This is a genomic window from Streptomyces cinnabarinus (assembly GCF_027270315.1).
GTDB classification, from domain to species: Bacteria; Actinomycetota; Actinomycetes; order Streptomycetales; family Streptomycetaceae; genus Streptomyces; species Streptomyces cinnabarinus.
On record NZ_CP114413.1, the window covers coordinates 4,779,446 to 4,802,374 of the forward strand.

At 69.4% G+C, this 22,929-nt stretch carries 23 protein-coding genes and 2 pseudogenes; 18 read left to right on the forward strand and 7 right to left on the reverse strand.

Annotated features, from left to right (window positions below; genetic code table 11):
- Positions 1-133: 133 nt before the first annotated feature.
- From STRCI_RS21580 to STRCI_RS21610, 7 genes are all read left to right on the forward strand, one after another.
- Entirely contained in the window at positions 134-817 is a 684-nt protein-coding gene (locus STRCI_RS21580) for a response regulator transcription factor (RefSeq protein WP_015659047.1), read from the forward strand.
- The gene (locus STRCI_RS21585; RefSeq protein WP_269660596.1) at positions 814-2,289 is read left to right on the forward strand and encodes a sensor histidine kinase; all 1,476 of its coding nucleotides are present in this window, start codon (positions 814-816) and stop codon (positions 2,287-2,289) included. Before STRCI_RS21580 ends, STRCI_RS21585 begins: the two co-directional genes overlap by 4 nt.
- The gene (locus tag STRCI_RS21590) at positions 2,286-2,828 is read left to right on the forward strand and encodes a hypothetical protein (protein WP_269660597.1); all 543 of its coding nucleotides are present in this window, start codon (positions 2,286-2,288) and stop codon (positions 2,826-2,828) included. The genes STRCI_RS21585 and STRCI_RS21590 overlap by 4 nt, the downstream gene beginning before the upstream one ends.
- 87 nt (positions 2,829-2,915) lie before the next feature.
- Complete coding sequence (locus STRCI_RS21595) at positions 2,916-3,224, forward strand: three-helix bundle dimerization domain-containing protein (RefSeq protein WP_269660598.1); 309 nt, start codon at positions 2,916-2,918, stop codon at positions 3,222-3,224.
- The gene (locus STRCI_RS21600; protein WP_269660599.1) at positions 3,184-4,161 is read left to right on the forward strand and encodes a polyphosphate kinase 2 family protein; all 978 of its coding nucleotides are present in this window, start codon (positions 3,184-3,186) and stop codon (positions 4,159-4,161) included. Before STRCI_RS21595 ends, STRCI_RS21600 begins: the two co-directional genes overlap by 41 nt.
- 22 nt (positions 4,162-4,183) lie before the next feature.
- Positions 4,184-6,910, forward strand: a complete 2,727-nt coding sequence (locus STRCI_RS21605) for a cation-translocating P-type ATPase (protein ID WP_269660600.1) — start codon at positions 4,184-4,186, stop codon at positions 6,908-6,910.
- Positions 6,911-7,013: 103 nt separating this feature from the next.
- Positions 7,014-8,270, forward strand: coding sequence for a Na/Pi symporter (locus STRCI_RS21610; protein WP_269660601.1), 1,257 nt, complete (start codon positions 7,014-7,016; stop codon positions 8,268-8,270).
- A 21-nt stretch (positions 8,271-8,291) separates the two neighbouring features.
- Here STRCI_RS21610 and STRCI_RS21615 read toward each other — a convergent pair whose 3' ends face one another.
- Positions 8,292-9,773: a SulP family inorganic anion transporter gene (locus STRCI_RS21615; RefSeq protein ID WP_269660602.1), complete on the reverse strand. Its 1,482-nt coding sequence runs from the start codon at positions 9,771-9,773 to the stop codon at positions 8,292-8,294.
- A 359-nt stretch (positions 9,774-10,132) separates the two neighbouring features.
- Here STRCI_RS21615 and STRCI_RS21620 point away from each other — a divergent pair, with 359 nt between their 5' ends.
- The 3 genes from STRCI_RS21620 to STRCI_RS21630 all read left to right on the forward strand — a co-directional run bounded on the left by STRCI_RS21620 (position 10,133) and on the right by STRCI_RS21630 (position 11,445).
- The gene (locus STRCI_RS21620) at positions 10,133-10,537 is read left to right on the forward strand and encodes a MerR family transcriptional regulator (RefSeq protein WP_269660603.1); all 405 of its coding nucleotides are present in this window, start codon (positions 10,133-10,135) and stop codon (positions 10,535-10,537) included.
- Between the two features lie 201 nt (positions 10,538-10,738).
- Positions 10,739-11,005, forward strand: a complete 267-nt coding sequence (locus tag STRCI_RS21625; protein ID WP_030734427.1) for a ribbon-helix-helix domain-containing protein — start codon at positions 10,739-10,741, stop codon at positions 11,003-11,005.
- Positions 11,002-11,445 carry a PIN domain-containing protein gene (locus tag STRCI_RS21630; protein ID WP_269660604.1) on the forward strand — a complete coding sequence of 148 codons (444 nt, stop codon included), beginning with the start codon at positions 11,002-11,004 and terminating at the stop codon, positions 11,443-11,445. Before STRCI_RS21625 ends, STRCI_RS21630 begins: the two co-directional genes overlap by 4 nt.
- Positions 11,446-11,479: 34 nt before the next feature.
- On the opposite strand, the gene STRCI_RS21635 is transcribed toward STRCI_RS21630, so the two are convergent.
- From STRCI_RS21635 to STRCI_RS21660, 6 genes are all read right to left on the reverse strand, one after another.
- Positions 11,480-12,109 (reverse strand): DUF3806 domain-containing protein, encoded by a 630-nt coding sequence (locus tag STRCI_RS21635; RefSeq protein ID WP_269660605.1) that lies wholly within the window; start codon positions 12,107-12,109, stop codon positions 11,480-11,482.
- Entirely contained in the window at positions 12,042-12,410 is a 369-nt protein-coding gene (locus STRCI_RS21640; protein WP_269660606.1) for a hypothetical protein, read from the reverse strand. The genes STRCI_RS21635 and STRCI_RS21640 overlap by 68 nt, the downstream gene beginning before the upstream one ends.
- Positions 12,388-14,310, reverse strand: coding sequence for an HD domain-containing protein (locus STRCI_RS21645; RefSeq protein WP_418953471.1), 1,923 nt, complete (start codon positions 14,308-14,310; stop codon positions 12,388-12,390). The genes STRCI_RS21640 and STRCI_RS21645 overlap by 23 nt, the downstream gene beginning before the upstream one ends.
- On the reverse strand, positions 14,211-15,065 hold the full coding sequence (locus STRCI_RS21650; protein ID WP_269660608.1) for a caspase family protein: 855 nt from the start codon (positions 15,063-15,065) through the stop codon (positions 14,211-14,213). Before STRCI_RS21650 ends, STRCI_RS21645 begins: the two co-directional genes overlap by 100 nt.
- Positions 15,066-16,685: 1,620 nt before the next feature.
- Complete coding sequence (locus STRCI_RS21655) at positions 16,686-17,210, reverse strand: hypothetical protein (protein ID WP_269660609.1); 525 nt, start codon at positions 17,208-17,210, stop codon at positions 16,686-16,688.
- Positions 17,211-17,551: 341 nt separating this feature from the next.
- Positions 17,552-19,303, reverse strand: a complete 1,752-nt coding sequence (locus tag STRCI_RS21660) for an alkaline phosphatase family protein (protein WP_336298816.1) — start codon at positions 19,301-19,303, stop codon at positions 17,552-17,554.
- Between the two features lie 80 nt (positions 19,304-19,383).
- Between STRCI_RS21660 and STRCI_RS21665 the strand changes: the two are divergent.
- The 8 genes and pseudogenes from STRCI_RS21665 to STRCI_RS21700 all read left to right on the forward strand — a co-directional run.
- A pseudogene (locus STRCI_RS21665) lies at positions 19,384-19,620 on the forward strand (SCO3933 family regulatory protein); the annotation flags it as partial.
- A 5-nt stretch (positions 19,621-19,625) separates the two neighbouring features.
- Positions 19,626-21,000: pseudogene (locus STRCI_RS21670) on the forward strand (FtsK/SpoIIIE domain-containing protein).
- Between the two features lie 70 nt (positions 21,001-21,070).
- A complete protein-coding gene (locus tag STRCI_RS21675; RefSeq protein ID WP_269660611.1) occupies positions 21,071-21,337 on the forward strand; it encodes a hypothetical protein in 267 nt (88 codons plus the stop codon).
- Positions 21,337-21,948 carry a DUF2637 domain-containing protein gene (locus STRCI_RS21680; RefSeq protein ID WP_269660612.1) on the forward strand — a complete coding sequence of 204 codons (612 nt, stop codon included), beginning with the start codon at positions 21,337-21,339 and terminating at the stop codon, positions 21,946-21,948. Before STRCI_RS21675 ends, STRCI_RS21680 begins: the two co-directional genes overlap by 1 nt.
- 20 nt (positions 21,949-21,968) lie before the next feature.
- A complete protein-coding gene (locus STRCI_RS21685) occupies positions 21,969-22,160 on the forward strand; it encodes a hypothetical protein (protein WP_269660613.1) in 192 nt (63 codons plus the stop codon).
- Entirely contained in the window at positions 22,160-22,351 is a 192-nt protein-coding gene (locus STRCI_RS21690; RefSeq protein ID WP_269660614.1) for a mobile element transfer protein, read from the forward strand. Before STRCI_RS21685 ends, STRCI_RS21690 begins: the two co-directional genes overlap by 1 nt.
- 12 nt (positions 22,352-22,363) lie before the next feature.
- Positions 22,364-22,558: a hypothetical protein gene (locus STRCI_RS21695; protein WP_269660615.1), complete on the forward strand. Its 195-nt coding sequence runs from the start codon at positions 22,364-22,366 to the stop codon at positions 22,556-22,558.
- A 14-nt stretch (positions 22,559-22,572) separates the two neighbouring features.
- Positions 22,573-22,818 carry a SpdD protein gene (locus tag STRCI_RS21700; RefSeq protein ID WP_269660616.1) on the forward strand — a complete coding sequence of 82 codons (246 nt, stop codon included), beginning with the start codon at positions 22,573-22,575 and terminating at the stop codon, positions 22,816-22,818.
- The last annotated feature ends 111 nt before the right edge of the window (positions 22,819-22,929 follow it).

Consider the following 22,929-nt stretch of genomic DNA (forward strand, 5'->3'; position numbering starts at 1 on the left):
AACCCTCGCCTGCGCTGCGACGCCCGGCACGCACGCTCGCCGCGTTCGCACGCACCGGACGCCGCAGCGCCCGCCCTTCGGGCGGACGACGGGGGTTTGTCCACAGGCTCTCCCCACCGAGGGAGAACCGCCGATGTCCCGCGTGCTCCTCATCGAGGACGACCCTTCCGTGCGCGAGGGGGTCGAACTCGGTCTGCGCCGCCGCGGCCACGAGGTCCGGGCGGCCGCGACCGGCGAGGCCGGACTCGCCGCCATGGCCGAGTTCCGCCCCGATCTGCTGCTGCTGGACCTGATGCTGCCCGGCATGAACGGCGTCCAGGTCTGCCGCCAGGTGCGCGAGCACAGCCAGCTGCCGATCATCATGCTCACCGCGCGCGGCGACGACTTCGACGTGGTCATCGGCCTGGAGGCGGGCGCCGACGACTACATCGTCAAACCCGCCCGCCCCGAGGTGATCGAGGCCCGCATCCGCGCCGTCCTGCGCCGCCTGGACGACAGCGGCCCCGGCCGCCCGGCCATCGAGCTCTACGGCGAACTCACCATCGACCGGGTCGGACTGACCGTCACCAAAGCCGGCCGGCGGCTCGCGCTCGCCCCCTCGGAGCTCAAGCTCCTGCTGTACCTCTCCGCCGCCCCCGAGCAGGTCTTCAGCAGGCAGCAACTGCTGGAGCACGTCTGGGAGCACAGCTTCCACGCCGACGCCCGGCTGGTCGACGCCTGTGTCGCCCGGCTGCGCGGCAAGATCGAGGAGGAGGCCGGCAGCCCCCGTTACGTCCAGACGCTGCGGGGCTTCGGCTACCGCTTCGGGCCGCTGTGATCGGCGGCCCCCGCCCCCGCCGGTTCCGGGCGTTCGGCCTGCGCACCCGGCTCCTGCTGGCCTTCCTGCTGGTCGCAGCGGTCAGCGCCGGCACGACGTCCGCGCTGACCTACCGCGAGGCCCGCAACGCGCTGCTGGAGACCGCCCAGGACACGGCCGTCTCCTCGTTCCGCGACCAGGTGCAGCAGACGGCCTTCGGACTGCCCCTGCGCGGCGGTGCGGGCCTGGAGGAGGTCCTGCGCGACGTCGCCCGCAAGGGAAAGCCGCACCCCTGGGTGGTGTTCGCCGAGTACGGCTCGCTGCGCGCCTCCTCGGGCGAGAACCCCGTCTCCAGCGTCATCACGGCCGAACTGCGCCGCACCGCGCGGGCCAACCCGCACGGCAGCTTCGAGCGGGTCGTCAAGGACGGCGTCCCCTATCTGACCATCGCCATGCCGATGGTCTTCAAGACCGGCCCGGACGACCTGGTGCCCAGCGGACTCGTGCTGTACGCCGTCATGCCGCTGACCGAGGAGCAGATCAACGTCGACGCCCTGCTCATGGCCGCCCGGGACGGCGCCGTGCCCGGCCTCGTCATCGCGCTGATCCCCGGCCTGATCGCCGCCCGCAGCGTACTGCGCCCGGTACGGGAACTGCGGCACGCGGCCCACAGCATGGGCAGCGGGCAGCTCGACACCCGGATCCGGGTGCGCGGCAGCGACGAACTGGCTGACCTGGCCCGCACCTTCAACGAGTCGGCGGGCCGACTGGAGCGCTCCGTGCAGGAGTTGCGCGAGGCCGGGGAGCGCGCCCGCCGCTTCGCCTCCGACGTCTCGCACGAACTGCGCACCCCCCTCGCCGGAATGCTCGCCGTCACCGAGGTCCTCGACGAGGACGCCGACCGGCTGGACGCCGACACCGCGCGGGCCGTCCGGCTGGTCAGCGCCGAGACCGGGAAGCTCGCCGTGCTCGTCGAGGACCTGATGGAGATCTCCCGCTTCGACGCCCGCGCGGCGGAGCTGAACACCGACGAGGTCGATGTCGCCGAGGCCATCCGCAAGACCCTGGAGAGCCGGCACTGGACCGACGACAGGGTCACCCGCGACCTGCCCGACGGCATCCGGGCCCGGCTGGACCCGCGCCGCTTCGACCTGGTCGTCGCCAACCTGGTCGGCAACGCCCTGCGGCACGGTGCCGCGCCGGTGACGGTACGGCTGCGCACCGCGGCCCGCTCCGAGGGCCCGCCGGTGCTGACCATCGAGGTCATGGACAGCGGACCCGGCATCCGCCCCGAGACGCTCCCGCACATCTTCGATCGCTTCTACAAGGCCGACGCGGCCCGTACCCGCTCGGCGGGCAGCGGCCTGGGCCTGGCGATCACCCGGGAGAACGTCCGGCTGCACGGCGGCACGATCCACGCCGGGAACCTGCCCGGAGGCGGTGCCGTCTTCACCGTGGACATACCGCTTCACGCGGAGGAGGCCGGGGGATGAGGCGTGCGCGGAGGCGCCGAAGAGCGGTGGCCGTGGCCCTGGCGGCGGCGATACCGCTGCTCGGTGGCTGCGGTATCCAGGAGACCGACGTCATCGAGGCGGGCGGTCCCGCCAGCTTCCAGGCCTTCTTCAACCGTGACTACGACGTTCTGCTCTTCTTCCGCTCCGCCGACGGACGGCTGAACCCCGTGGTCCGGACGGTCGGCGCCGTGAACGCCACGGATCCGGTGCCGACGGAACAGGCGGTCCTGGCCCTGCTGAACGGCCCGAACGAGGAGGACCGGGCCGTCGACCTGAGCACCGATCTCCCCGCCGCCGGCTCCATCCCGGCCATCGAGGTCGACCCCTCCTCGGACGGCAAGGTCGGCACCCGGCTCCCGCTGGCCGTGAAGGGCCTGAGCGACATGGCGCTGCGCCAGCTGATCTGCACGATCGCCTACAGCCAGGACACCAGCGGCCAGGTGGTCGTGGAACTGACCGGCCAGGACGGCGCGACGAGGTCCGGCACCTGCGGGTTCGGCCTCAGAACCTCGTGGTGACCTCGCCCGTCGGGCGGTTTTGTCGGGTTGGCCCCAGAATGAGGTAGGCGGTCCGCGCCGCGCGTCGAGCCTTCCTGGGGTTGTGAGATGACGACGGACGAGCTGGCATCCCTGGATGACGACAGTGCTCCAGCGCAGGAGGCGGTTGCCCTGCTCCGGGTGGCGGCGGGGCTGAGGACCGCCTACCCCGCGCTCGACCCGGAGGTCGTGGACGCGGCCGTCGCCTCGGCGTACGAGGCCTTCCGCGAGGCGAGGGTCAGGGTCTACATCCCGATCCTGGTCGAGCGACGGGCCCGGATCCTGCTCGGCGCCGTCGCCCGTGACGCCGCCCGACAGGAAAGCGAGGCTGGTCGTGATGGCGGACGTCAGGGCCGAACGTATAGCGAAGCTCATTGAGCCGCTGCGGGTGGAGCCGGGATCGCGGGTGCGGCTCGGCCGGGACTTCGATCCCCGGTACAAGGCCCACCTGAAGAAGAAGCACGGCGTGGAGCTGCTGCAAACAGGTGTGTCGCTGCTCGCCGAGTACCAGCAGCGGCTGGCCGCGCAGGACACGTACGGCGTGCTGCTCTGCCTCCAGGCGCTGGACGCGGGCGGCAAGGACGGGACGATCCGGCACGTCATGAGCGGAGTGAACCCGCAGGGCGTGAAGGTCAGCAGCTTCAAGGTGCCCTCCAGCGAAGAGCTCGGCCACGACTATCTGTGGCGCTACGCCGCCCGGCTGCCGGCCCGCGGCGACATCGCGATCTTCAACCGCTCGCACTACGAGGAGGTCCTCGTCGTACGGGTGCACCCGGAGGTCCTCGACCGGCAGCGGCTGCCCGAGGACGTGCGCGGCGCGGACTTCTGGGACCGCCGCTACCGGGACATCAACGCCTGGGAGCGCTATCTGACCGACAACGGGTTCAAGGTGGTCAAGGTCTTCCTGAACCTCTCCAAGGAGGAGCAGCGCACCCGCTTCATGAAGCGCCTCGACGTGCCGGAGAACAATTGGAAGTTCTCCGCCGCCGACGTCCGCGAGCGCGCCCGCTGGGACGACTACCAACGCGCCTTCTCCGAGATGCTCTCGGCGACCAGCACCCCGTGGGCGCCCTGGTACGTCGTACCGGCGGACCGGAAGTGGTTCGCGCGGATCTGCACGGCGGCGGTGCTGGCGCACACGCTGATCGACATCGACCCGCGCTATCCCGTGCTCGGCAAGGCGGCCCGCAAGGACCTCCGGGCCGCCCGGCGGTTGCTGGAGGCGGACGCACCCGAGGGCGCGCCGGCCGATCCGTACGCGGCGGCGCAGCGCGCCAGAAGGCGTGCGAAGGGCGGGAAGGGCAGACGGCGCTGACGGCCGGATCGGAGACCTGACGATGGTGACGCAGTCGAGACAGCCGGCCGCCGGGCGGCCCGGTGCTCCGCGGACAGCCTGGTACGCGCGGTCCCCGCAGGACGTGGCGACGGCGCTCGGCGTCGACCCGGCGTCCGGACTCTCCGCCGCCCGCGCCGCCGAACTGCTGGCCGCGAACGGCCCGAACGCGCTGCCGGAGGAGAAGCCGCCGCCCGCCTGGCGGCGGTTCGCCGCGCAGTACCGCAGCTACATGCAGCTCGTCCTCGTGGCGGCGGCCGTGGTCTCCCTGCTGATCGCGGAGTGGAGCACGGCGATCCTGCTCATCGTGCTGACGCTGCTGAACGCGATCGTGGGCCTGCGCCAGGAGGGCAAGGCCGAAAGCGCGATGAACGCGCTGAAGTCCCTTATGACGGCGACGGCCCGGGTACGGCGGGACGCGGCCGAGGCGGAGCTCCCGGCGGAACAACTGGTCGCGGGCGATGTCGTGTTCATCTCCGCCGGGGACCAGGTCCCGGCGGACGGACGGATCATCGAGGCCCATGCGCTCCAGATCGACGAGTCGGCTCTCACCGGCGAGAGCGTCCCCGCCGCGAAGGACGCCGTGACGCTGCCGGACGCCCCGCTGGGCCCCGGGGACCAGTCGAACATGGCGTTCATGCACACCCCGGTCACGCACGGCAGCGGAGTCCTCGTCATCACCGGGACCGGCCGGGACACGGAGCTCGGCAAGATCTCGGAGATGCTGTCGGCGACCGAGAAGGAGGAGCCGCCGCTCACCAGGGAGCTGGACCGGCTGACCCTGTGGATCACCGGCGCCGCGGGCCTGACCATGATCGTGATGTTCGCGCTCGGCCGCAGCCGCGACCAGGCGTGGGACGCCCTGTTCGTCAGCGCGGTCTCGCTCGCCATCGCCGCCATTCCCGAGGCCCTGCCGACGGTGACCCAGGCGATCCTCTCCGTCGGCAGCCTCAACCTGGCCAAGCGCAACGCCATCGTGAAGGAGCTGCCGTCGGTCGAGACCCTGGCGTTCACGTCGGCGATCAACTCGGACAAGACCGGCACCCTGACGATGAACCAGATGACGGCGGTCGAGGTCCTGACGCCCACCGACCGCTACACCGTCTCGGGCATGGGCTACGGCCTCGAAGGCAAGGTCCACCACGCCGCGGGCTCCGCCCCGGGCATCGAGGACGCGATCCTGCCGTACCTCGTCGCCAACGACGCCAAGCTGGTGGAGGGCGAGGTCGTGGGCGACCCCACCGAGGGCGCCTTCCTCGTCCTGGCGCACAAGGCGGGCCTCGACATCGAGGCCACCCGCGAACGGCTGCCCCGCCTCGCCACGCTGCCGTTCGATCCGGGCTACAAGCTGATGGCCACCTTCAACTCCACCGTCGACGACACCGGCCGGCCGGTGGTGCGCTGCTTCGTCAAGGGCGCGGCCCCGGCGGTGACGGCCCGCGCGACCACCGCGCTCTCGGCCGGCGCGACCGTCCCGTGGGACGCCGCCCTGGCGCGGCGCGCCGACGAGGCCGGCGAACGCATGGGCGGTGAGGGCCGCCGGGTGATGGCGGCCGCCACGAGAGACCTGGACCCGGCGGCCTTCGACCCCGACGCCGACCTGCTCGGGTACGTCACCGACCTGCGGATGACCAGCCTGGTCGGCATGGTCGACCCCCCGCGCGAGGAGTCCCGGGCCGCCGTGGCGAGCGCCCAGGCCGCCCATATCCGCGTCCGCATGGTGACCGGCGACGACGTCACCACCGGCGCCGCCATCGCCCGGCAGCTCGGGATCCCGGGGGAGGCCGTCCTGGGCGCCGACTTCGCCGCGCTCCCGGAGCACGAGCAACTGGCCCGTATCGACGGCATAGGGGTGGTGGGGCGGGTCGCGCCGGAGCACAAGGTGCTGCTCGCCGACACGCTAAAGAAGAAGGGCGACGTCGTGGCGATGACCGGCGACGGCGTCAACGACGCCCCCGCCATCAAGTCCGCCGACATCGGCATCGCCATGGGCAGCGGCACGGACGTGGCGAAGAACGCCGGCCGCATGATCCTCTCCGACGACAACTTCGCGACGATCGTGTACGCGGTGGAGCAGGGCCGAAAGCTCTACGACAACCTGACGAAGTACATCCGCTTCGTTCTGCTCCTGCTGGTCACCTTCGTGCTGACCTTCCTGGGCGCCACGATTTTCAACATCGCGGCCGGTGAACCCTTCACCCCGCCCCAGGTGTTGTGGATCCACTTCGTGGTCAACGCCTCGTTCGGCTTCGCCCTCGGCTTCGACCAGGAGAGCCCGGGACTGATGCGCCGCACCCCGCGCCCGAGGGGCGAATCGGTCCTGACCAGGCCCGTGCTGCTGACGGTCGGCCTGGCCGGCCTGGCCATCACGCTCATCCTGCTCGGCCTGATCGAGCTGGGCACCGAGCGCTACGACAGCGAGGCGATCGGCCAGTCGACGGCGTTCACGGCGTTCGCGCTCTGCCTGATCGTGGCCGCGTTCGAGTGCCGCAGCGAGACCGACTCGGTGCTGACCCCGAGCACGTTCGACAGCAAGCAGATGAACTGGGTGGCGCTGGCCCAGTTCGTGCTCGCGGTGCTGGCGACCCAGATGGACGGCTTCCGCCGCATCCTCGGCACGACCGAGCTCGACATCCGCCAGTTCGGCTGGGCCCTGCTGTCCGCCGTGGCCCTCCTGGTGCTGTGGGAACTCGGCAAGCTCATGGCCCGCGGGGCGAGGCGCGGCAGCTAGCGGGTGACCGGGGCGCCGGTCCCGTGCGCCACCCCGGCCGTCGTCCCACACGTACGGCGCCAGGCCGCGCGCGCCCCTGGTCAGGTGCTCGTAGCCTTGGTTCATGGCGGAAGCCACATCCGACAGCGGGCCGGACAGCGGGGACGACAAGGGAGACGAACCCGGGCGAACTCCTTCCGGCGGCTCGGCGCTCAAGACCCACGCGGCCGAGAGCGACACCGAAGCCATCCACCTCCCCGCATGGACCAAGGCCCTCGGCTGGTGCGGTGTCGTCGGCCTGATCTACCTGCTGATCTGCGCCGTGAGCATCATCAGCCGAGGCTTCGCGGGCCTGGGCAGCGACGCGGCGCACACCATGTTCGCCTTCGCCGAGCACCCGTGGGTCGGCCTGAGCGTCGGCATCCTCGGCACGGTCCTGATCCAGTCGTCGACCACGACGACGGCCGTCGCCGTCACCGCCGTGGGCTCGGGCGCGCTGCCCATCGAGGGCGCGATCCCGATCATCCTGGGCGCGAACGTCGGCACCACCGTGACGACGAGCCTGGTCGCCCTGACCTTCATCGGCAACCGCACGGAGTTCCGCAGGGCGCTGGGCGCCTCGACCGTCCATGACTTCTACAACTGGCTCGCGCTGCTGATCTTCTTCCCGATCGAGCTGATCTGGCATCCGCTGCAGCACATCAGCGAGTCGCTCACCGATGCGCTGTACGACACGGACTGGCTGCCGAACCCGGCCCACTTCAACTTCGTCCGCGCCGCCACCAGGCCGGTGGAACACGGAGTGATCCAGGCGACCTCGCACGTCAGCAGCTCACTGGGCCCCCTCTTCACCATCCTGATCGGCGCCCTGCTGATCCTGGTCGCCGTCCGCTACCTGGGAACCCTGCTCAAACTCCTCATGGTCGGCAGGGCCCGCGACATCCTGATCAAGGCCGTGGGCCGCAACGCCTACCTCGCCATGGCGTCGGGCATGGGCGTGACCGTCGTCACCCAGTCCTCGACCATCACCACATCCGTCCTGGTCCCCTTCGCCGGAACGGGCATCCTCACCCCGGCACAGGTGTATCCCGTGGTCGTCGGCTCCAACCTCGGCACCACCTTCACGGTGGTCTTCGCGGCGTTCGCAGGAGTCGGCCAGGACGCGAAGATCGGCCTCCAGGCGGCCTTCGTTCACCTGATCTACAACCTCTTCGCCATCATCGCGATCTACGTGATCCCGTTCCTGCGCCCCGTCCCCCTGTTCTGCGCCGAGAAGCTGGCCCGCGTCGCCTCCGAACACCGCTGGGTCCTGGCGGTCTACATCGGCACGGTCTTCATCGCCGTACCGGCGCTGGTCATCGTGCTGGTGGGCGTGCTCTGACGACGGCCCCGGGCGGACGGGCTACTGGCTGCCGGTGAGTTCGCCGCTGAGCGTCTTGTGGATGCGGGCGCTCGGTTCGTTCAGCCCGATGATCTCGACGGTCTTGCCGCGCTGGGCGTACTTGGTCTCGATGGCGTCCAGGGCGGCCACGGAGGAGGCGTCCCAGATGTGGGCCGCCGACAGGTCGACGACGACCCGGTCGGGATCGGTGGCGTAGCCGAACTGACCGACGAGGTCGTTGGCGGAGGCGAAGAACAGCTCGCCCGTGACCCGGTAGACGACCGTGGTGCCGTCGGGATCGGTGACGGCGGTGACCTCGGCGAAGCGGGCGACGCGCTTGGCGAAGACGACCATCGCGGTGATCGAGCCGACGACGACACCGACGGCGAGATTGTGGGTGAGGACCACGCAGGCGACGGTGACGACCATGACGGTGGTCTCTCCGGCCGGCATCCGCCTGAGGGTCTTCGGGGCGATGGAGTGCCAGTCGAAGGCCGCGAAGGACACCATGATCATCACGGCGACGAGCGCGGCCATGGGGATGTCGGAGACGACCGGTCCGAAGACGACGCACAGCACCATCAGGAAGGCGCCCGCGAGGAAGGTGGACAGCCGGGTCCGGGCGCCGGAGACCCGTACGTTGATCATCGTCTGGCCGATCACGGCGCAGCCGCCCATGCCGCCGAAGAACCCGGTGACGATGTTGGCCACACCCTGACCGACGGACTCGCGGGTCTTGGAGGAGCGGGTGTCGGTGATGTCGTCGACCAGCTTGGCCGTCATCAGCGACTCCATCAGGCCGACGAGCGCCATCGCCAGCGCGTACGGCGCGATCGTCGTCAGGGTGTCCAGGGTGAACGGCACGTCCGGCAGCCCGGGCACGGGCAGGGCGGACGGCAGCTCGCCCCGGTCGCCCACGGTCGGCACCGCGATACCGGCCGCCACGGTGATGACGGTGAGGACGACGATCGACACCAGGGGCGCCGGGACCGCCTTGGTCAGCCTCGGGAGGAACACCAGCAGAGCCAGGCCCGCGGCGAGCAGGGGGTAGACCGGCCAGGGCACGTCCGTCAGCTCCGGCACCTGGGCCATGAAGACGAGGATGGCGAGGGAGTTGACGAAGCCGACCATCACGCTGCGCGGCACGAACCGCAGCAGCCTTGCCACGCCGAGGGCGCCGAGGGCGATCTGGAGGACACCGGCCAGGATCACCGTGGCGATCAGGTAGCCGAAGCCGTGCTCGCGGTTCACGGGGGCGATGACCAGGGCGACGGCGCCGGTGGCCGCGGAGATCATGGCCGGTCGGCCGCCGACGACGGCGGTGGTCACGGCCATGGTGAACGAGGCGAACAGGCCGATCGCGGGGTCGACCCCGGCGATCACCGAGAACGAGATCGCCTCCGGGACCAGGGCGAGGGCGACCACCAGACCGGCGAGCACCTCGGTGCGCAGCACCCTCGGGTCGGACAGCCGGGCGGCCGGGGACGGTGCGGAGGAAGGCAAGACGAAGAGAACCTGTCGTGCTCGGGCACACCCGGCATCACGGCGGGCGCGCGGGAAGGAGTGGCGGGCCGGACAGTCCCCCACGAGGTCCGGGCGCAGCGGTCAGGCGATCCGCGAGGGAATCGGCGCTGCGTCAGGGCGAAGGCTCACGGTCACGGCGGACAGACAGCGGCGACGCCGGGCATCGCGGACATGCGCACGCTCTCCTCCGCGGACAAGGATCTTCGCTGGGGGCTCCGTCGGCCCCGGCACGGCTGCCGGGGCAGCGACCCGACGCCCAGCAACTCTACCCTGACGTTAGGGTAGAGATCGGCGCCGGCCGTCCGCGGCCGTGGCGAGAGACGAGGAAGGCACCCCGCGTGAGCAGCGAGCACATGCAGATCGGCGAGGTCGCCGCACGGACCGAGCTGTCGCTGCGCACGATCCGGCACTACGAGGACACGGGCCTCGTCCTCCCCTCCGCCCGCTCCCAGGGCGGCTTCCGCCTCTACACCGAGTCCGACGTCGCCCGCCTGATGGTCATCCGCCGGATGAAGCCGCTCGGTTTCACCCTCGACGAGATGCGCGCCCTGCTCGACGCCACCGACCGGCTCGACTCCGGCCTGGAACTGCCCCCCGAGGAGCGCGCGGAACTGCTGGAGCGGATCCGCGGCTTCGAACAGGCCGCCCAGCGCCGGGTCGAGGACCTGCGCACCCAACTGTCCCGAGCCGAGGAGTTCGCAGCCACGCTCGCCGGACACCTGACGAGGTCCCCCATCGCCTGAACTGCCGCTGCCCGCAAGCGACTCGGCCGCCCTGACCAGCGCAGCCACCCGGTCCTTGAGGCGGTCGTGCGGGTCAGATTGCACCGCTGTTGACCGTGGATGGAGCGACGGACATCGGGAGGACTGCCAGTTCGGCCTCCGGCTGTCCGTCTGTCCGTCTGTCCGGATACATCAATCCGGTACATGGACTACTCTTGGTACATGTCCATGAAGCGCACCAATGTCTACGCGGACCCCGAGGACCTGGCGATCATCAAGGAGGCCGCCAAGCGCCGAGGCATAAGCGAGGCCGAGATCATCCGCCAGGGCATCCACCTTGCGGCCATGGCGAACCGAGTGTGGGACGAGCCGCTGTTCTCGCGCACGTTTGAGGGGCCGGGGCGCACGCTGCCCAAGTCGGAGGTCCGTGACACGGTCGCCGAGGCCGTCCGGCGTGAGACAGGCTCGGGCTCCGGATCCGCCGCGTGATCATTGTCATCGCCGATACGTCCGGCCTTCTGGCAGCCCTGGACTCGGCTCACCCGGAACACCAGGCGGCGAACGAGGCCATCATGGCGGCGGGCCTGCTGGTCATGTCCCCGCTCCTGCTGGCCGAACTGGATCACGTGGCGACGCGTGAGCTCGGCAGGGAGGCTGCCGTCAGCGCGGTCGACGACCTGCGGCGCTGGATGAGCCGGGGTCGTGTGGTCCTGCCGGAGATCACGGAGGACCACCTGGGCGCTGCCCAGTCCGTCCGTGTCCGCTATCGCGCGCTTGACCTCGACCTCGCCGACGCGGTGAACGTGGCGCTTGCCGCCGATTACGACACGGACGCGATTCTCACCCTCGACCGACGAGACTTCCGGGTCGTACGTCCGTTGGGCCGTTACAAGGCGTTCCGGGTACTCCCCGACGACCTCCCGCTCTGACGCGGGACCCTCTTCGTGCGTTCACGGCAATACGCTACGGGACTCCGTCGCAGGTCTTGCCAGGTGTCATGCTCACCACGGCTGCCCATGGCAAGGAGACTTCGCCGTCCGTCTCGGAGCTGATCTCCACGTGATGCCGGTCTGCCAGGATCAACTCGCCGCACACCACATCCGTGTTCGTCCGCACCACCACCGGTTGCGTGCCGGAATCACGGGTCGTCACCCATGCGACCATGAGCGCGCCGACGACGAGGATCACTCCGAGGATGCAGGACAGGCGGGCCCAAGCCAGTGCTCGTGTCACTCGGGCCACTTCCTGTTCGGTCCAGCGGCGCAGAGCCTGCCCACCCAGGAGGACCTCTCGCTCCAAGGATCCGTGGGCGGCTCGCGCGGCCAGGAGTGAGCCCGTGACCAACAGCACGAAGGCGGTCATCAGTAGCCCGGTGGCGGTCGCGCGGGCCGAGCCCGGCAGGTCGCCGAGGTTGTCGCGTCCCTTCAGCAGTACGAGGACCGCGAGCAGGGCTGTGAGTCCCGTGAGGCCGTTACGCCACCCTTCCGCCTGTCTGCGCAGTTCCGGAAGCCTGGTGAACTCCAGTTCACGGGCGAGTTCGGCAAAAGAGGTACGGCGTGATGCGCCGTTGCCAGGTGTGTCGTACCGATTCACCGAGCCGCCCCGCGATGCTGACCAGGTCGAGAGGCAGCAGCGGGGTGCCGGGCTCGGAGACGCGGTACGCCGGGTCGACCGCCACGGCATCGTGCACGGTGGGCACCTCGTCGGGCAGTGCCGCCTCTGCCTCGGCGGTCAGTTCCGGTACGAGAGCGCCAATGGCCCGCAAGGGCGCCAGAGCCCGGTACGCCGCCCGGACACCGAGCGTGCGTGCGCGGGCGTAGCCCACCAGCCGATGCGCGGTGAGCGGGATCCAGCGAGCGGTCTCGAACCACTCATAGTCCACGTCCTCGCGCATGCCTTCGTCGACCAGCGCGGCGACCTCGTCCCACGTCGGGACGAACTTCCTCAGCAGCTTTGGCGGGCCTGGGGCCACGAGTTCGGCGCCCAACCCCAGGTTCTGGGCTTCCCGCTGCGCGGTGTTCCACAGCACCGACAACTGCTGCCGGAGCCGCCGGCTTCCGGTGAACAGCACGGCTGAGGTCGCCGGCACGGGATAGTCGGCACCTTCCCAGCTGGGGTCCTCCCCGGAGAATGCGTATCTGCTCGGCGTCGGCCAGATCGTCCCAGGCGCGCAGCAGTTCTGCCGCGTCCGGCAGATCGACCGAGGTCTCCCTCAACTCGTCCAGGTACCAGGACAGTTCGTCGGACGAGGTCTCGTGCGAGCGGACGCAGGCGAGGTCCCGGAGCGAGACGCCTTCCTCCAGGCGGATGTGCTCCTGGTGCAGCCACCGTACGAGGTTTCCCGTGTCGGGTGAGGGGACCACGTCACGTCCGGAGGAGCGCTCGGTGTAGCGCCGACGGTGGGCCACTCCGAGGCGCTCCGCCTCGCGGGCGAGAACGCGCTCGGCCCCCCACACGGACGTGTCCGACTCCGCAGCCAGTTCGATGGTGGCAGCCCAGGGCAGCGTGGGGTGGCCGTCGGTGTCCACACACTCGACGTAATGACCGCGGCTGTCCTCGCCCACCTCGATGCGGATCCGGCCGGCCCACTCCGCCGGTTCCCGGCCGAGATCCCGTAGGTACCGGACGCGCATCTCCCGGTAGCGGCAGGCGTCCATGGCGTTCTGGTACAGCTCCCGCAGGGCGAGTTCGGGCTCGCCCTCGTACAGCTGCTCGCCCATGAGGAGACGGCGGATCTCCGTCTGCGCCAGCGAGAACCTGGCGAGCGGAACGTCGTACGCGTCCATGCCATGCTCGCGGTCGGGCCGGAGACGGTGGTCGGACAGCCGCGCGGGGAGTCCGCGCAGCAGCGCGGCCTCATCGTGCGGGAGGCGGCGGACCGACTCCCGCAGCAGGTGCCCGAGGTCGTCGGCGTCCTCGACGACCGAGGCGAGCGCCGCGTGGATCGCCGGATGAGGGCAGAGCGCGTCCAGATGCAGATACTGAGTGCTCCCGTCCTGGTCGAGGTACCAGAAGGCGTCCCGGAGGACGGTGACCACTTCGCTCGGCATTACCGGATCGGAGACGGCGAGATGCTCGGCGAGGACTTCCGGGAGACAACGCGCGTCGAAGGCGAGCAGCCCCGCGCGCCGCAGCAGCGCTGCGAGGGGGCGTGCCCGTAAGTGCCACGGTGTTCTGCGGATGACGTGTTGGTCCGGCGGCAGCCGCTGGTCCTCCGCGGGGGCTCCGACGGCGAGGCCCGCGGCGACCGTGCGCAGCGCCGTGGAGAGTGCTTCCGCCCGGCCGCCGAGCGGCTGGCCCGTCATCGACGGCGCCACGTCGAGGAGGCGGGCCACGAAGCCGTCGGCCAGCACCGCGGGCACGGCTTCCTCATCGGTCGAGAACCGTTCCTCGATCCAGCGGTGGACCAGCCACAGCGTGACGGCGTGGCGGTCGTCCGCGGGGTCCGCCAGCCACAGGTACCAGTCCGCGAGCTTCTCGGTGACCTGGGGGTAGTGCTCGGTGATCTGTTCGTAGTGCCGTCGCCGGTCGTCGGCCTCGGCACAGCGCCGCACGACGTGCGGACGGAACTCGGCGGCCTGGCTCAACCGCTCGGCCCAGGCCGTCTCGTGCAGCAGGACACCGGCGATCAGCGAGGTGACCTCCAAGGCGGACAGCTCAGCGTCGTTGGGCAGGAGTTGTGGGAGGCGGTCGGTCAGCAGCCGTACTGCGTAGTCCTCGTCGGCCCATGGATCGGGCAGCCGTTCCTGAGCACGGTGGACGTGGCGGGCAGCCTGCGCGGCCAGTTCCGACAGGCAGACCTGAAAGTGGGCGAGGCTCTGGTCTGCTCCGCCAGATCGTTGCCATAGCGGATCAGGACCTTCTGCGGGTCGGCCTGAGCCCGTAGGGCGAGGGCCTGGGTATCGCGTCTGGTCTTCTCGTACACCTGCGCCACGGTCGTGGCCTCGGTCAGCGGGTCGAAGGCCCGGGCGAGCGCCGACGTGAAGAAGCTGCCTGCCTCTGCGAAGCCGCTGTGTTCACCTGGGCCGCGGCTTGTCATCATGGCGAAACCGCTGTGTGGGGGACCTTTGACGACATTGCTGCCGAAGGCGGCTCCTTGGTCGGCCCCGGTCCAGCGGCAGGCGTCTATCAACCACAGCACGGTGCCGGCCGAGCAGTTGGCCAGATAACGGCTGATGTCGGCCTCCAGGAGCGACTCGCGCACGTGGGGCTGCTCCCACCCGGCCGCGCCGTCGGTGCGGTCGGCATGGGCGCAGGCGTCGGAGGGCACCAAGTACTCGGAGGTGCCGATCCGGATGCCGTGCCCGGTGTAGTAGAGGAGCAGTGTGCTGTGAGGGGGTGCGCTCGCGAAGAGGGCGGAGATACGTTCGGTGATCGCGTTGCGGGTGGGATCCAGGAGGATCTCTACCCCGTAGCCACTGCCCTCCAGGGAAGCGCCCAGCACGTGCAGATCCGCGTCGACCGCCGCGGCCAGAGAGGGAAGAAGGTGCTCCGCTCCCGGATTCTCACGCACCCCGATGAGCAGGGCTATGCGTCTGTTCTCTTCCAACTCGGCCCTCGTTCCCCTTTCCGAGTCGCCCATATTTTCACCCTCACCGGGCCACGGGGGGCGGATCGGTCGGGTGGCCGGCGGACGAGCGGCAGCGCGAGGTAGTCGTCGGCCTTGACGACTGGGCCCATGGAGAGCGTGCGAAGCACCCTGAGGATGGTCCCGAGGGACCCGCGCACCCCGACGGGGAGGTCACCGGCAGCCAATGGTGCGGTTGTGGCGCGCATCCCGGCCGCCGGTCTGGAACAACAAAACCCCCGGGTCGACGACCTGGGGGTTCGAAGTGGAGCGGGTGACGAGAATCGAACTCGCGCTCTCAGCTTGGGAAGCTTGGGTTCTCGGTGGGGGGCTGCTTGGCTGAACTGCGGCGGAGCGGGTGCGGGGCCTGACTGACCGGTGGCATGGTCCCCGCCGTTCCCCGTGGTTCCCCGCACGATCTGGCACGTGTCTGGCACGGGATCGGCCGTCCGATCTGTACGTCTGCCTTGAGCCACGGACTACTCGACAACGACCCCGTGCTGTCGTTCGTGCTGCGTCTGCGCGATCAATCGGAACCGCGAGGCCTTCCGGCGTTGACGGCGCACATTCCCAGCCTCGCCAGCGAAGCCAACGCACAAGGTACGGACAGCAGTTGAGGTCTGGAGTGTGTCCAAAGGCGGTCGGATTGCGGCAGGATGGCACAGCACTGGCAAGGTCGAAGTCGGGTTGCCCGCGACCTTCCAGGGAAGGATCTCGAGTACATCTCAGTGAGCCGGAGGGGGCTGCTCATGAGCGGTGCATCACGGTCGCGTCACGACAGGATAGAGCCGGAGCCGCCGCCCGAGCGCGGCTCCGATCGCTTCAGCGACGATCCCCCTGATCCCCTCGCCTCGCTGCTGGCCAAGGTCAACAATGGGGAACACATTTCGACTCCGGGAGACAACGCGGACGGCGAAGACCGCGACCCCCGTGACGAGGAATGGCGGGAACATGATCGCCACGGCCCCTATGCGCAGGGGCGTCGCCGGAGGAACTAACACACAGGGCGGAGTCCCCGCCTGCGGCAGCGTAGGCGGGGACTTGGCATGAGGGCTGCTCACGCGGGCTGGAGCGGGGCGGCTTGCAAATCGACGAGCAGACGGCGCATGCCGGGCGACAGCTCGCCCCCGTACGGGCACATGTGGCCCGACCGTCTCAAAGCGGTGGGGGGCCAACTCCACCGGTGCAGCTGGGAGCACCTGGAGGACGAGCACGGCTTCCTGACAGACCAAGCGATCGACCCTGAGACCCGCTGGAGACCATCCCGGCCGAAGAGTTCCAATGGGTGCGGCCTCGGTGAGCGGGCTGGACAACCACTTTAGGAGCGAGGTGGGGCGACTGCTGCTCTGACCTGCGAACTGTCCACATGGGCGGATCGAGGGGTAGTTACCCGCCGGCCACTGCCGTTCCCCGTGGCTCCCCGCTGGATCTGGCACGGGCGTGGCACGGGGAACCCGTGAACTTCCTCAGCTTGCCTTCGGGGATTGGCGCCTGCCACGGTACCCAGCGTGCCGTCTCTGAGTAGGCGGAGAGCGGTCGGCAACTGTCGTCGTCTGTGGTCGTTGGCTGCCCTCGGACAGCCCAGAGGCGGCCCGGCGAGCACTACATGGAGTGGAGGGATCTTCCTGCTTCGAGGATGAGGCGTTGTAGTGCCTCATCTCCTTGCTTGTACAGGAGATCCAGTCGATATGGCGCGCCTTCATCGCCATTAATTGCTTGCTCCAAGGTTACGCAGTAATCACGAAAAAGGTGATCCAGTTCATCGGCGCACTTTTTCACCTGAGGTGCACCCTCAAGGAAGATCACACGCTTGAGGGCCAGAAAATCGAAGCGCGCCTTATGGGCCACGACTATCTGCTTCTTCAGCTCCGCCGTGCGCTCTTCGCTGGCTGGCAGCTCGATGAGCTCGGAAATGTTGCGCTCCATAGGGGCCAGAGATTGTGCATGCTGAATTAGATCCAAGTATGCCGTCCGTTGAATCTCTCTGAGTTTTTCCTGACGGTGAGCATCTGCGGAGCACTGTGCTTGCTCGCGAGCGGCACGTGTCGTATACTGTCCAGTCATCCAACTGGCGACGACCGCAGTTCCGCCTGTTATAGCAGCGACCCAAAGAGTGCTGTCTGCCATAGGGTCGATTGTCTCCCAGTCCTCACCATTCTGAAAATCGGGCGAAGTGTTCACGCTTCCCCGGTGCGGGCTCAGGCGTGCGTGAATGGGCTCTGTATGGCTCAGTCGGAAGTCGACGGATGTAGCTCGGTGGAGTCTCAAGGTCTGAGTCAAGTGCCGCCGCGGGCGATCAGTAGCCGAAAAAGTGAAGAGCCGGGTCTCTGACCTGCGCCTGCGCATCCGGGTGACGCTCTGACCTGCGGCTGAGCTGTCGATGGCTGTCGGTGCCGGTCATCGTTGAGTACCCTTCCACGGCCCGAGGGCGGCCCGAAGGAAGGCTCCGACGTTCCCGTCTGGACTGGTCAGCTTGTCGATGGCCGGAGGCCGGGGAAGAGCGTGTGTGCGGTCTCGTGCACGATCTCCATCGCTTCGCGTCCCTTCAGCCGGGCCTCGTCGCCGATCGCTGGGACGGTGGCGCCCAGCTGCTCGACGAGTGCGAGGTAGCCGTGGAACATGGCGGTGGCCAGCGGGTTGAGGGGCGCCTCAGGGGGGACCATGGCCTGATTGAACTCGGGGACCGGCTGGGCAGCGACGTCGGGCCAGTCCTGCGGGTCGCGTGGCCGGTCGAGGCTCAGGACGGCGGCCAGGTCGGGGGCGTCGGCGTCCCGGGACGTGAGAGGGCTGCCGAGGTTCCAGCGTTCGCGGAGTGTGCGGATCACGGACGTGTGGTGGTGGACACCGTTGACGACGGTCTGAGCAGGTACCCACGCGGAGATCGCGATTGCGGGCAGGCGGACTCCGAGCCGGTCGAAGGTGAAGCCCATCTGCCCGGGCTGTGCGCCGGGGGCAGGGGGGACGGCGGCCGGCGGGGGTACGTGGTCGTAGGTGCCGCCGTGCTCGTCGAAGACGACCATCAGCAGCGTGTTGAAGGCGTTCGACCCGTTGGATGAGGTCGACGAACGGACCGCGTTGTAGATCTTGTCCAGCAGTGCCTCGCCGCCCAGCAGGGACGAGGGGGCGTCGAAGGGGATCCCCTGGAGCAGGGCGGACTCGGGCGGGTGCATGTCGTTGTGGCCGTGCCACAGGTTGGGCTCGATGAACGAGTAGGTCGGCAGTGTGCCGGCGGCGGCGTCTTCCAGGAACCGGTCCGTGGTGACGAAGTGTGTGGCGAACCGCTCCCGCAGCCGTGGGCCGTGGATCAGCCCGGTGAACGGGATCGGGCTCGGCGCGTCCACGTAGACCCGCCAGGCCAGGCCCTGGGCCTCCAGCCGCTCGAAGACCGTCTCCGCCGTGTTCTCCAGCGGGAACGTGGAGTATGGGGCGTTGACGACGAAGCCCGACGAGCTCGCGGCGTGGAAGAACGATCGGTTGGTGAACGTCTGCGAGGGCACCTCCGCGAACCAGTGATCGAACGTGCCAAATCCGCGCGCCAGCGTCGACGTCACAGGCAGCTGATCCGGGGTGTACCCGGCCATGATCTGCGCGTACTCCTGGAACTTCGGCTGACGGCCCATCTCCGCCCAGAACGCACTGATGTAGTCGGCGACGAAGCCGTCCATCGTTGGCGTACGCCCCGGAGGAGGAGCGTTGAAGGGGGCGGCCATGTGCTCGGCCAGTACTCCCCGATTGCCGTCCGGGTCGATCACACCGAACAACTGGGTGTTGACGTGCTGGTACTCCTCGCCCGGATCCGGGTTCGGTGTGTCCATCGTGTCAGCCACCCCGAACGGCATGGCCTGCCGGCCTGAGCGGTCCTCGGCCCAGTCTGGGATGGGGTTCGACAGCTCCCTCCCGAGGACCCCTTCGAAGCTGGCCACCTCGCCCGGCTCATACAGCTGCCCCAGCAGGTTGTCGAACGACCGGTTCTCAAACATCAGAGCGACCACGTGATCCAGAGCGTGGCTGCGGTCGGTAGTGGGCATCGTCGACCTCCGATCGGTGCACGTCACTCGCCCCGAGAAGTCAATTCCACTGTTGTCAGCCCAGACATAGGTGTCAAAACGTGGGCGATCGCGCGGATCATGCGCAGTTGGTGATGTTGGACGAAGTAGCGCGCTCTCCCAGAGGTCGGTGGAACGACTTTGGACTGGAGCTGCTTTGGCGCGAGTGATCATGGCCCCGTAAGCTTCCGGCGCGTCGGGCAGTCTGTTGACCGCTCACGGCGTCCTTGGCGATCTCACCGGTCTGCCGGTCAGAGGCGCTGATGACCGTCGGCGTCGTCTACATCGACGAGGGCGAGTCGTCGCTGGTCCAGGTCACTATTCCCGAGAGCGGTGTGACGGACGGACTGACCGTCGGTGCTCCGGTCTCGCTGCCGGGGCTCGTTGCCCGTCCGTGGGAGAGCGTGTTCAACGGTCAGCAGCGGCACGGCATCGCTTATCGGGCTACGGCCATTGCTCCCGGTGCCTTCCCGCTGGCTCAGGCGGGCTGACCGGCATGACCGACCTGGTGACGTTGGCCGAGCTGGGCGGGGCGCTCGCTGCGTTAGGCGGCGCGGCCTTTGCCCGGCACGCCCACCCGGCGGGCGTACTGGTCCACGGTCGGACTGCCGGTCTCGGTGGTCCGGCTCGTGGCCTCGTACTCCTCGACGATGGACGCGTGCGGCCTGACTGTCGAGCCGTCCCGCTGGCGGGCGCTGGCCGTCAAGGCGACCACTCGCCGTGACGTACGGCCCGTCCCGCCCCGCCGGGGCATGATCCGGCCTACCGCGACCGGCCTTCGGATCCGGCTTCGGCTGGCTCCGGGCCAGGAACCGGCGGACGTGGCGGCCTCGGCCGAGCGGCTCCGGCATGCCTGGGGCGTACACGCCGTGTACGTCCGGGACGTCAAGCCCGGTGTCGTCGAACTCCGGCTCGTTGGCTTCGATGTCCTGCGGAAGGTGCGGATGCCACGCCGGACCGACAGCGGACACCTCCGGGTACCCGTGGCTCTGCGGGAGGACGCAACCGCGGTCGTACGCGACTTCCGCGCCGTCCCGCATGAACTCGTCCTCGGCGCCACCCTGTCCGGCAAGTCCATGTACCTGCGGAACCTGCTCACTGGCCTTGCGGCTCAGCCCGTGGTCCTGGTCGGCATCGACTGCAAGCGGGGGGTCGAACTGGCGCCGTTCGCGCCTCGCCTGTCCGCGCTGGCGACCGACCCGGACCAGGCGGCCGACCTGCTGCCCGTCCTCGTGAAGGAGATGGAGGACCGATACGACCTCATCAAGGCTCGGCAGGGCATCGCGCCCGGTACGCCCGATGAGCTGATCACCTCGGACGTCTGGGGGCTCCCCGAGAGCGAACGACCGGCTCCCGTCGTCCTGTTCATTGATGAAGTGGCCGAACTCTTCCTCGTCGCCACCAGGAAGGAGGAGGAACGGCGGGACGAGATGGTCACTCAGCTCATCCGCCTCGCCCAGCTCGGCCGTGCGGCCGGGATCTACCTGGAGGTATGCGGGCAGCGCTTCGGCGCCGAACTGGGCAAGGGAGCGACCATGCTCCGCGCGCAGCTGACCGGCCGCGTCTGCCACCGCGTCAACGACGAAGCCTCCGCGAAGATGGCGCTCGGCGACATCGCCCCCGAGGCGGTCCACGCCGCCTGCGCCATCGCCGCCAACTTGCCCGGATTGGCCGTCGTCGGCGACACCTCCGGCGGCTGGTCCCGCATCCGCACTCCCTATCTCTCCCTCGCCGATGCAGCGGCCATCTGCCGGGAAACGGCTCACCTTGCCCCGGACGTACCGGCTCTCACGCCCTTCCGGCCCTACGTCCCGCCCATGCCTGCGCAGGACTCCGGGCCGCTGACGGCTCCTCGCCCGGTCACCGAGTAACCCACTGCCTCGCGGCCGTCCGCCGCCAAGTCCCTACCTCCGCCTTGCCTGAAACAGGAGAGGAATCCTCGTGACTGCCTCGATGTCCTTCTACGCGGACACCCACACCACCGTTCGCCTCAGCAAGTACGGCACGCGCAATGCCCCGATCCTCGCCCTGGACGGTGAGGACCACACCCTGACCGTCTCGGCCTTCGACCACGTCCCGATCGCCGATCACCTGACCTTTGCCCGAGAGCTGGCCGCCGCCTGCGCCGACTACGTCAAGGCGCTGGAAACCTATGCCGCCGCCATGTCCGACGGCGACGGCGACCAGGAGCTGGGCGAGGGGCAGTAATGAGGCTGCCCGTCCGAATCGACGCTGTCCTCGTCCAAGCCCTGATCGCCGCCGCGCTGTCGTTCGCCCACCTGCACGACCTGGCCTCGGCTGCCGGTCAGCACGGATGGAAGGCGTGGGCCTACCCGGTCTCCGTCGATCTGCTGTTGGTGGCGGCCTGGCAGCGACTGCGCTCCGGCGGGGCGAGAGCGGCCGGGTGGTGCTGGTTCCTGGTCGCGCTGACCGCGTCTCTGGGCGCCAACGTCGCCACCGCCGGACTGCTCGACCTGGACGCCGTACCGGCCTGGCTGCGCATCCTCGTCGCCGGATGGCCCGCTGTCGCCTTCCTCGGCGGAACGCTCCTCGCTCATGGACCGGCGACGCCCCAAGAGAAACCGGCAGTGGAGGAACACGCGATCCCGTCTCTCTCCGTCCCTGAACTGCCCATTCGGGAGCCGGAATCGGCTCCGCCCTCAATTGCTCCCGTCCCGCCGGCACTTGTCGCCCTCGCTCGCAAGGTCGCCGACGAACACCGCGCACGGACCGGAACCGCCATCGACACCACGACGCTTCGCGCCCGGCTCGGCGTCCCGATGCCGCTCGCCGAAGCCATCGCCACACAACTCACCTGAACCCGGAGGACTTTCCCCGCATGCGCCCGACCACGCTCCGCGCGCTGAAACGCGCAGCCGAGCTGACCCGCCAGCACCGCCTCACCGAAGCCGTACTGATCGCCGAACCGGTCATCCTCGCCGCCGACCGCTACGAGAGCGACGAGATCTTGCGCTGGCTCGCCGACCACATCACCGACTTCACGGGCGAAACGAAGAAGGAGATCGCCTGATGCCCACCAACCGCCGTTTCCGCAACGTCGTCCGCATCGGCCCCGTCCAGGTCGGCACGTACTACGACGGCCGGGGCCACGAGAAACACACCGCCGCCTGCACCGCCCCGCGCTGCGGCTTCTCCACGGACTACGACAGCCGCGCCGCCGCCGAGCTGGCCGCCCGCACCCACCGCTGCCCCGTCCGCTGAGGAGAGAACGCCGTGACCGTCTCGCTCCCGCTCGTCTTCGTCCTGGGCGTCGTCACCTGGACCGCGATCAAGTTCCTCGGCGTCCGCCTCTGGGTCGCCGTCGTGATCGCGCTGTTCGGCTTCTGGCTCTCCGACACCTTCGTGGCCCCCGCCATCGAGTCCGGTACGCGCTCCGGGGTCGACGTCGTCAACGGCACCAACAAGTGAGAAGGAGTCCCGTGATGTTCCGCCCCAAACTGCCTGACACCCCGTACGTCCCGAGCATCACCACGCACGTTCCGCAGAACCACGTCCCGGCTCCTGCCGCCGGAGGTCCGGTCGCCCCGTACGTGGGGGCCGTCGCGGCCGTGGTCGTCGTCGGTGTCGTGCTCACCGCGCTCCTGGCGGCCGTCGCCATATCGGCCGTGTCCGTGGCCATCGCCTCCGTGGTCCTGCGCTCCCTCTTCAACGGCGCGAACAAGCGCTGACCGGCCGCCGGGGCGGCAACAAGCCGCCAAGCATCCCGCCGCCCCGGGGCCGTCCCTCCCAACCGCCGAAACAGCCGAAAGGAACTCCCATCATCACCCGGCAGACTCCGC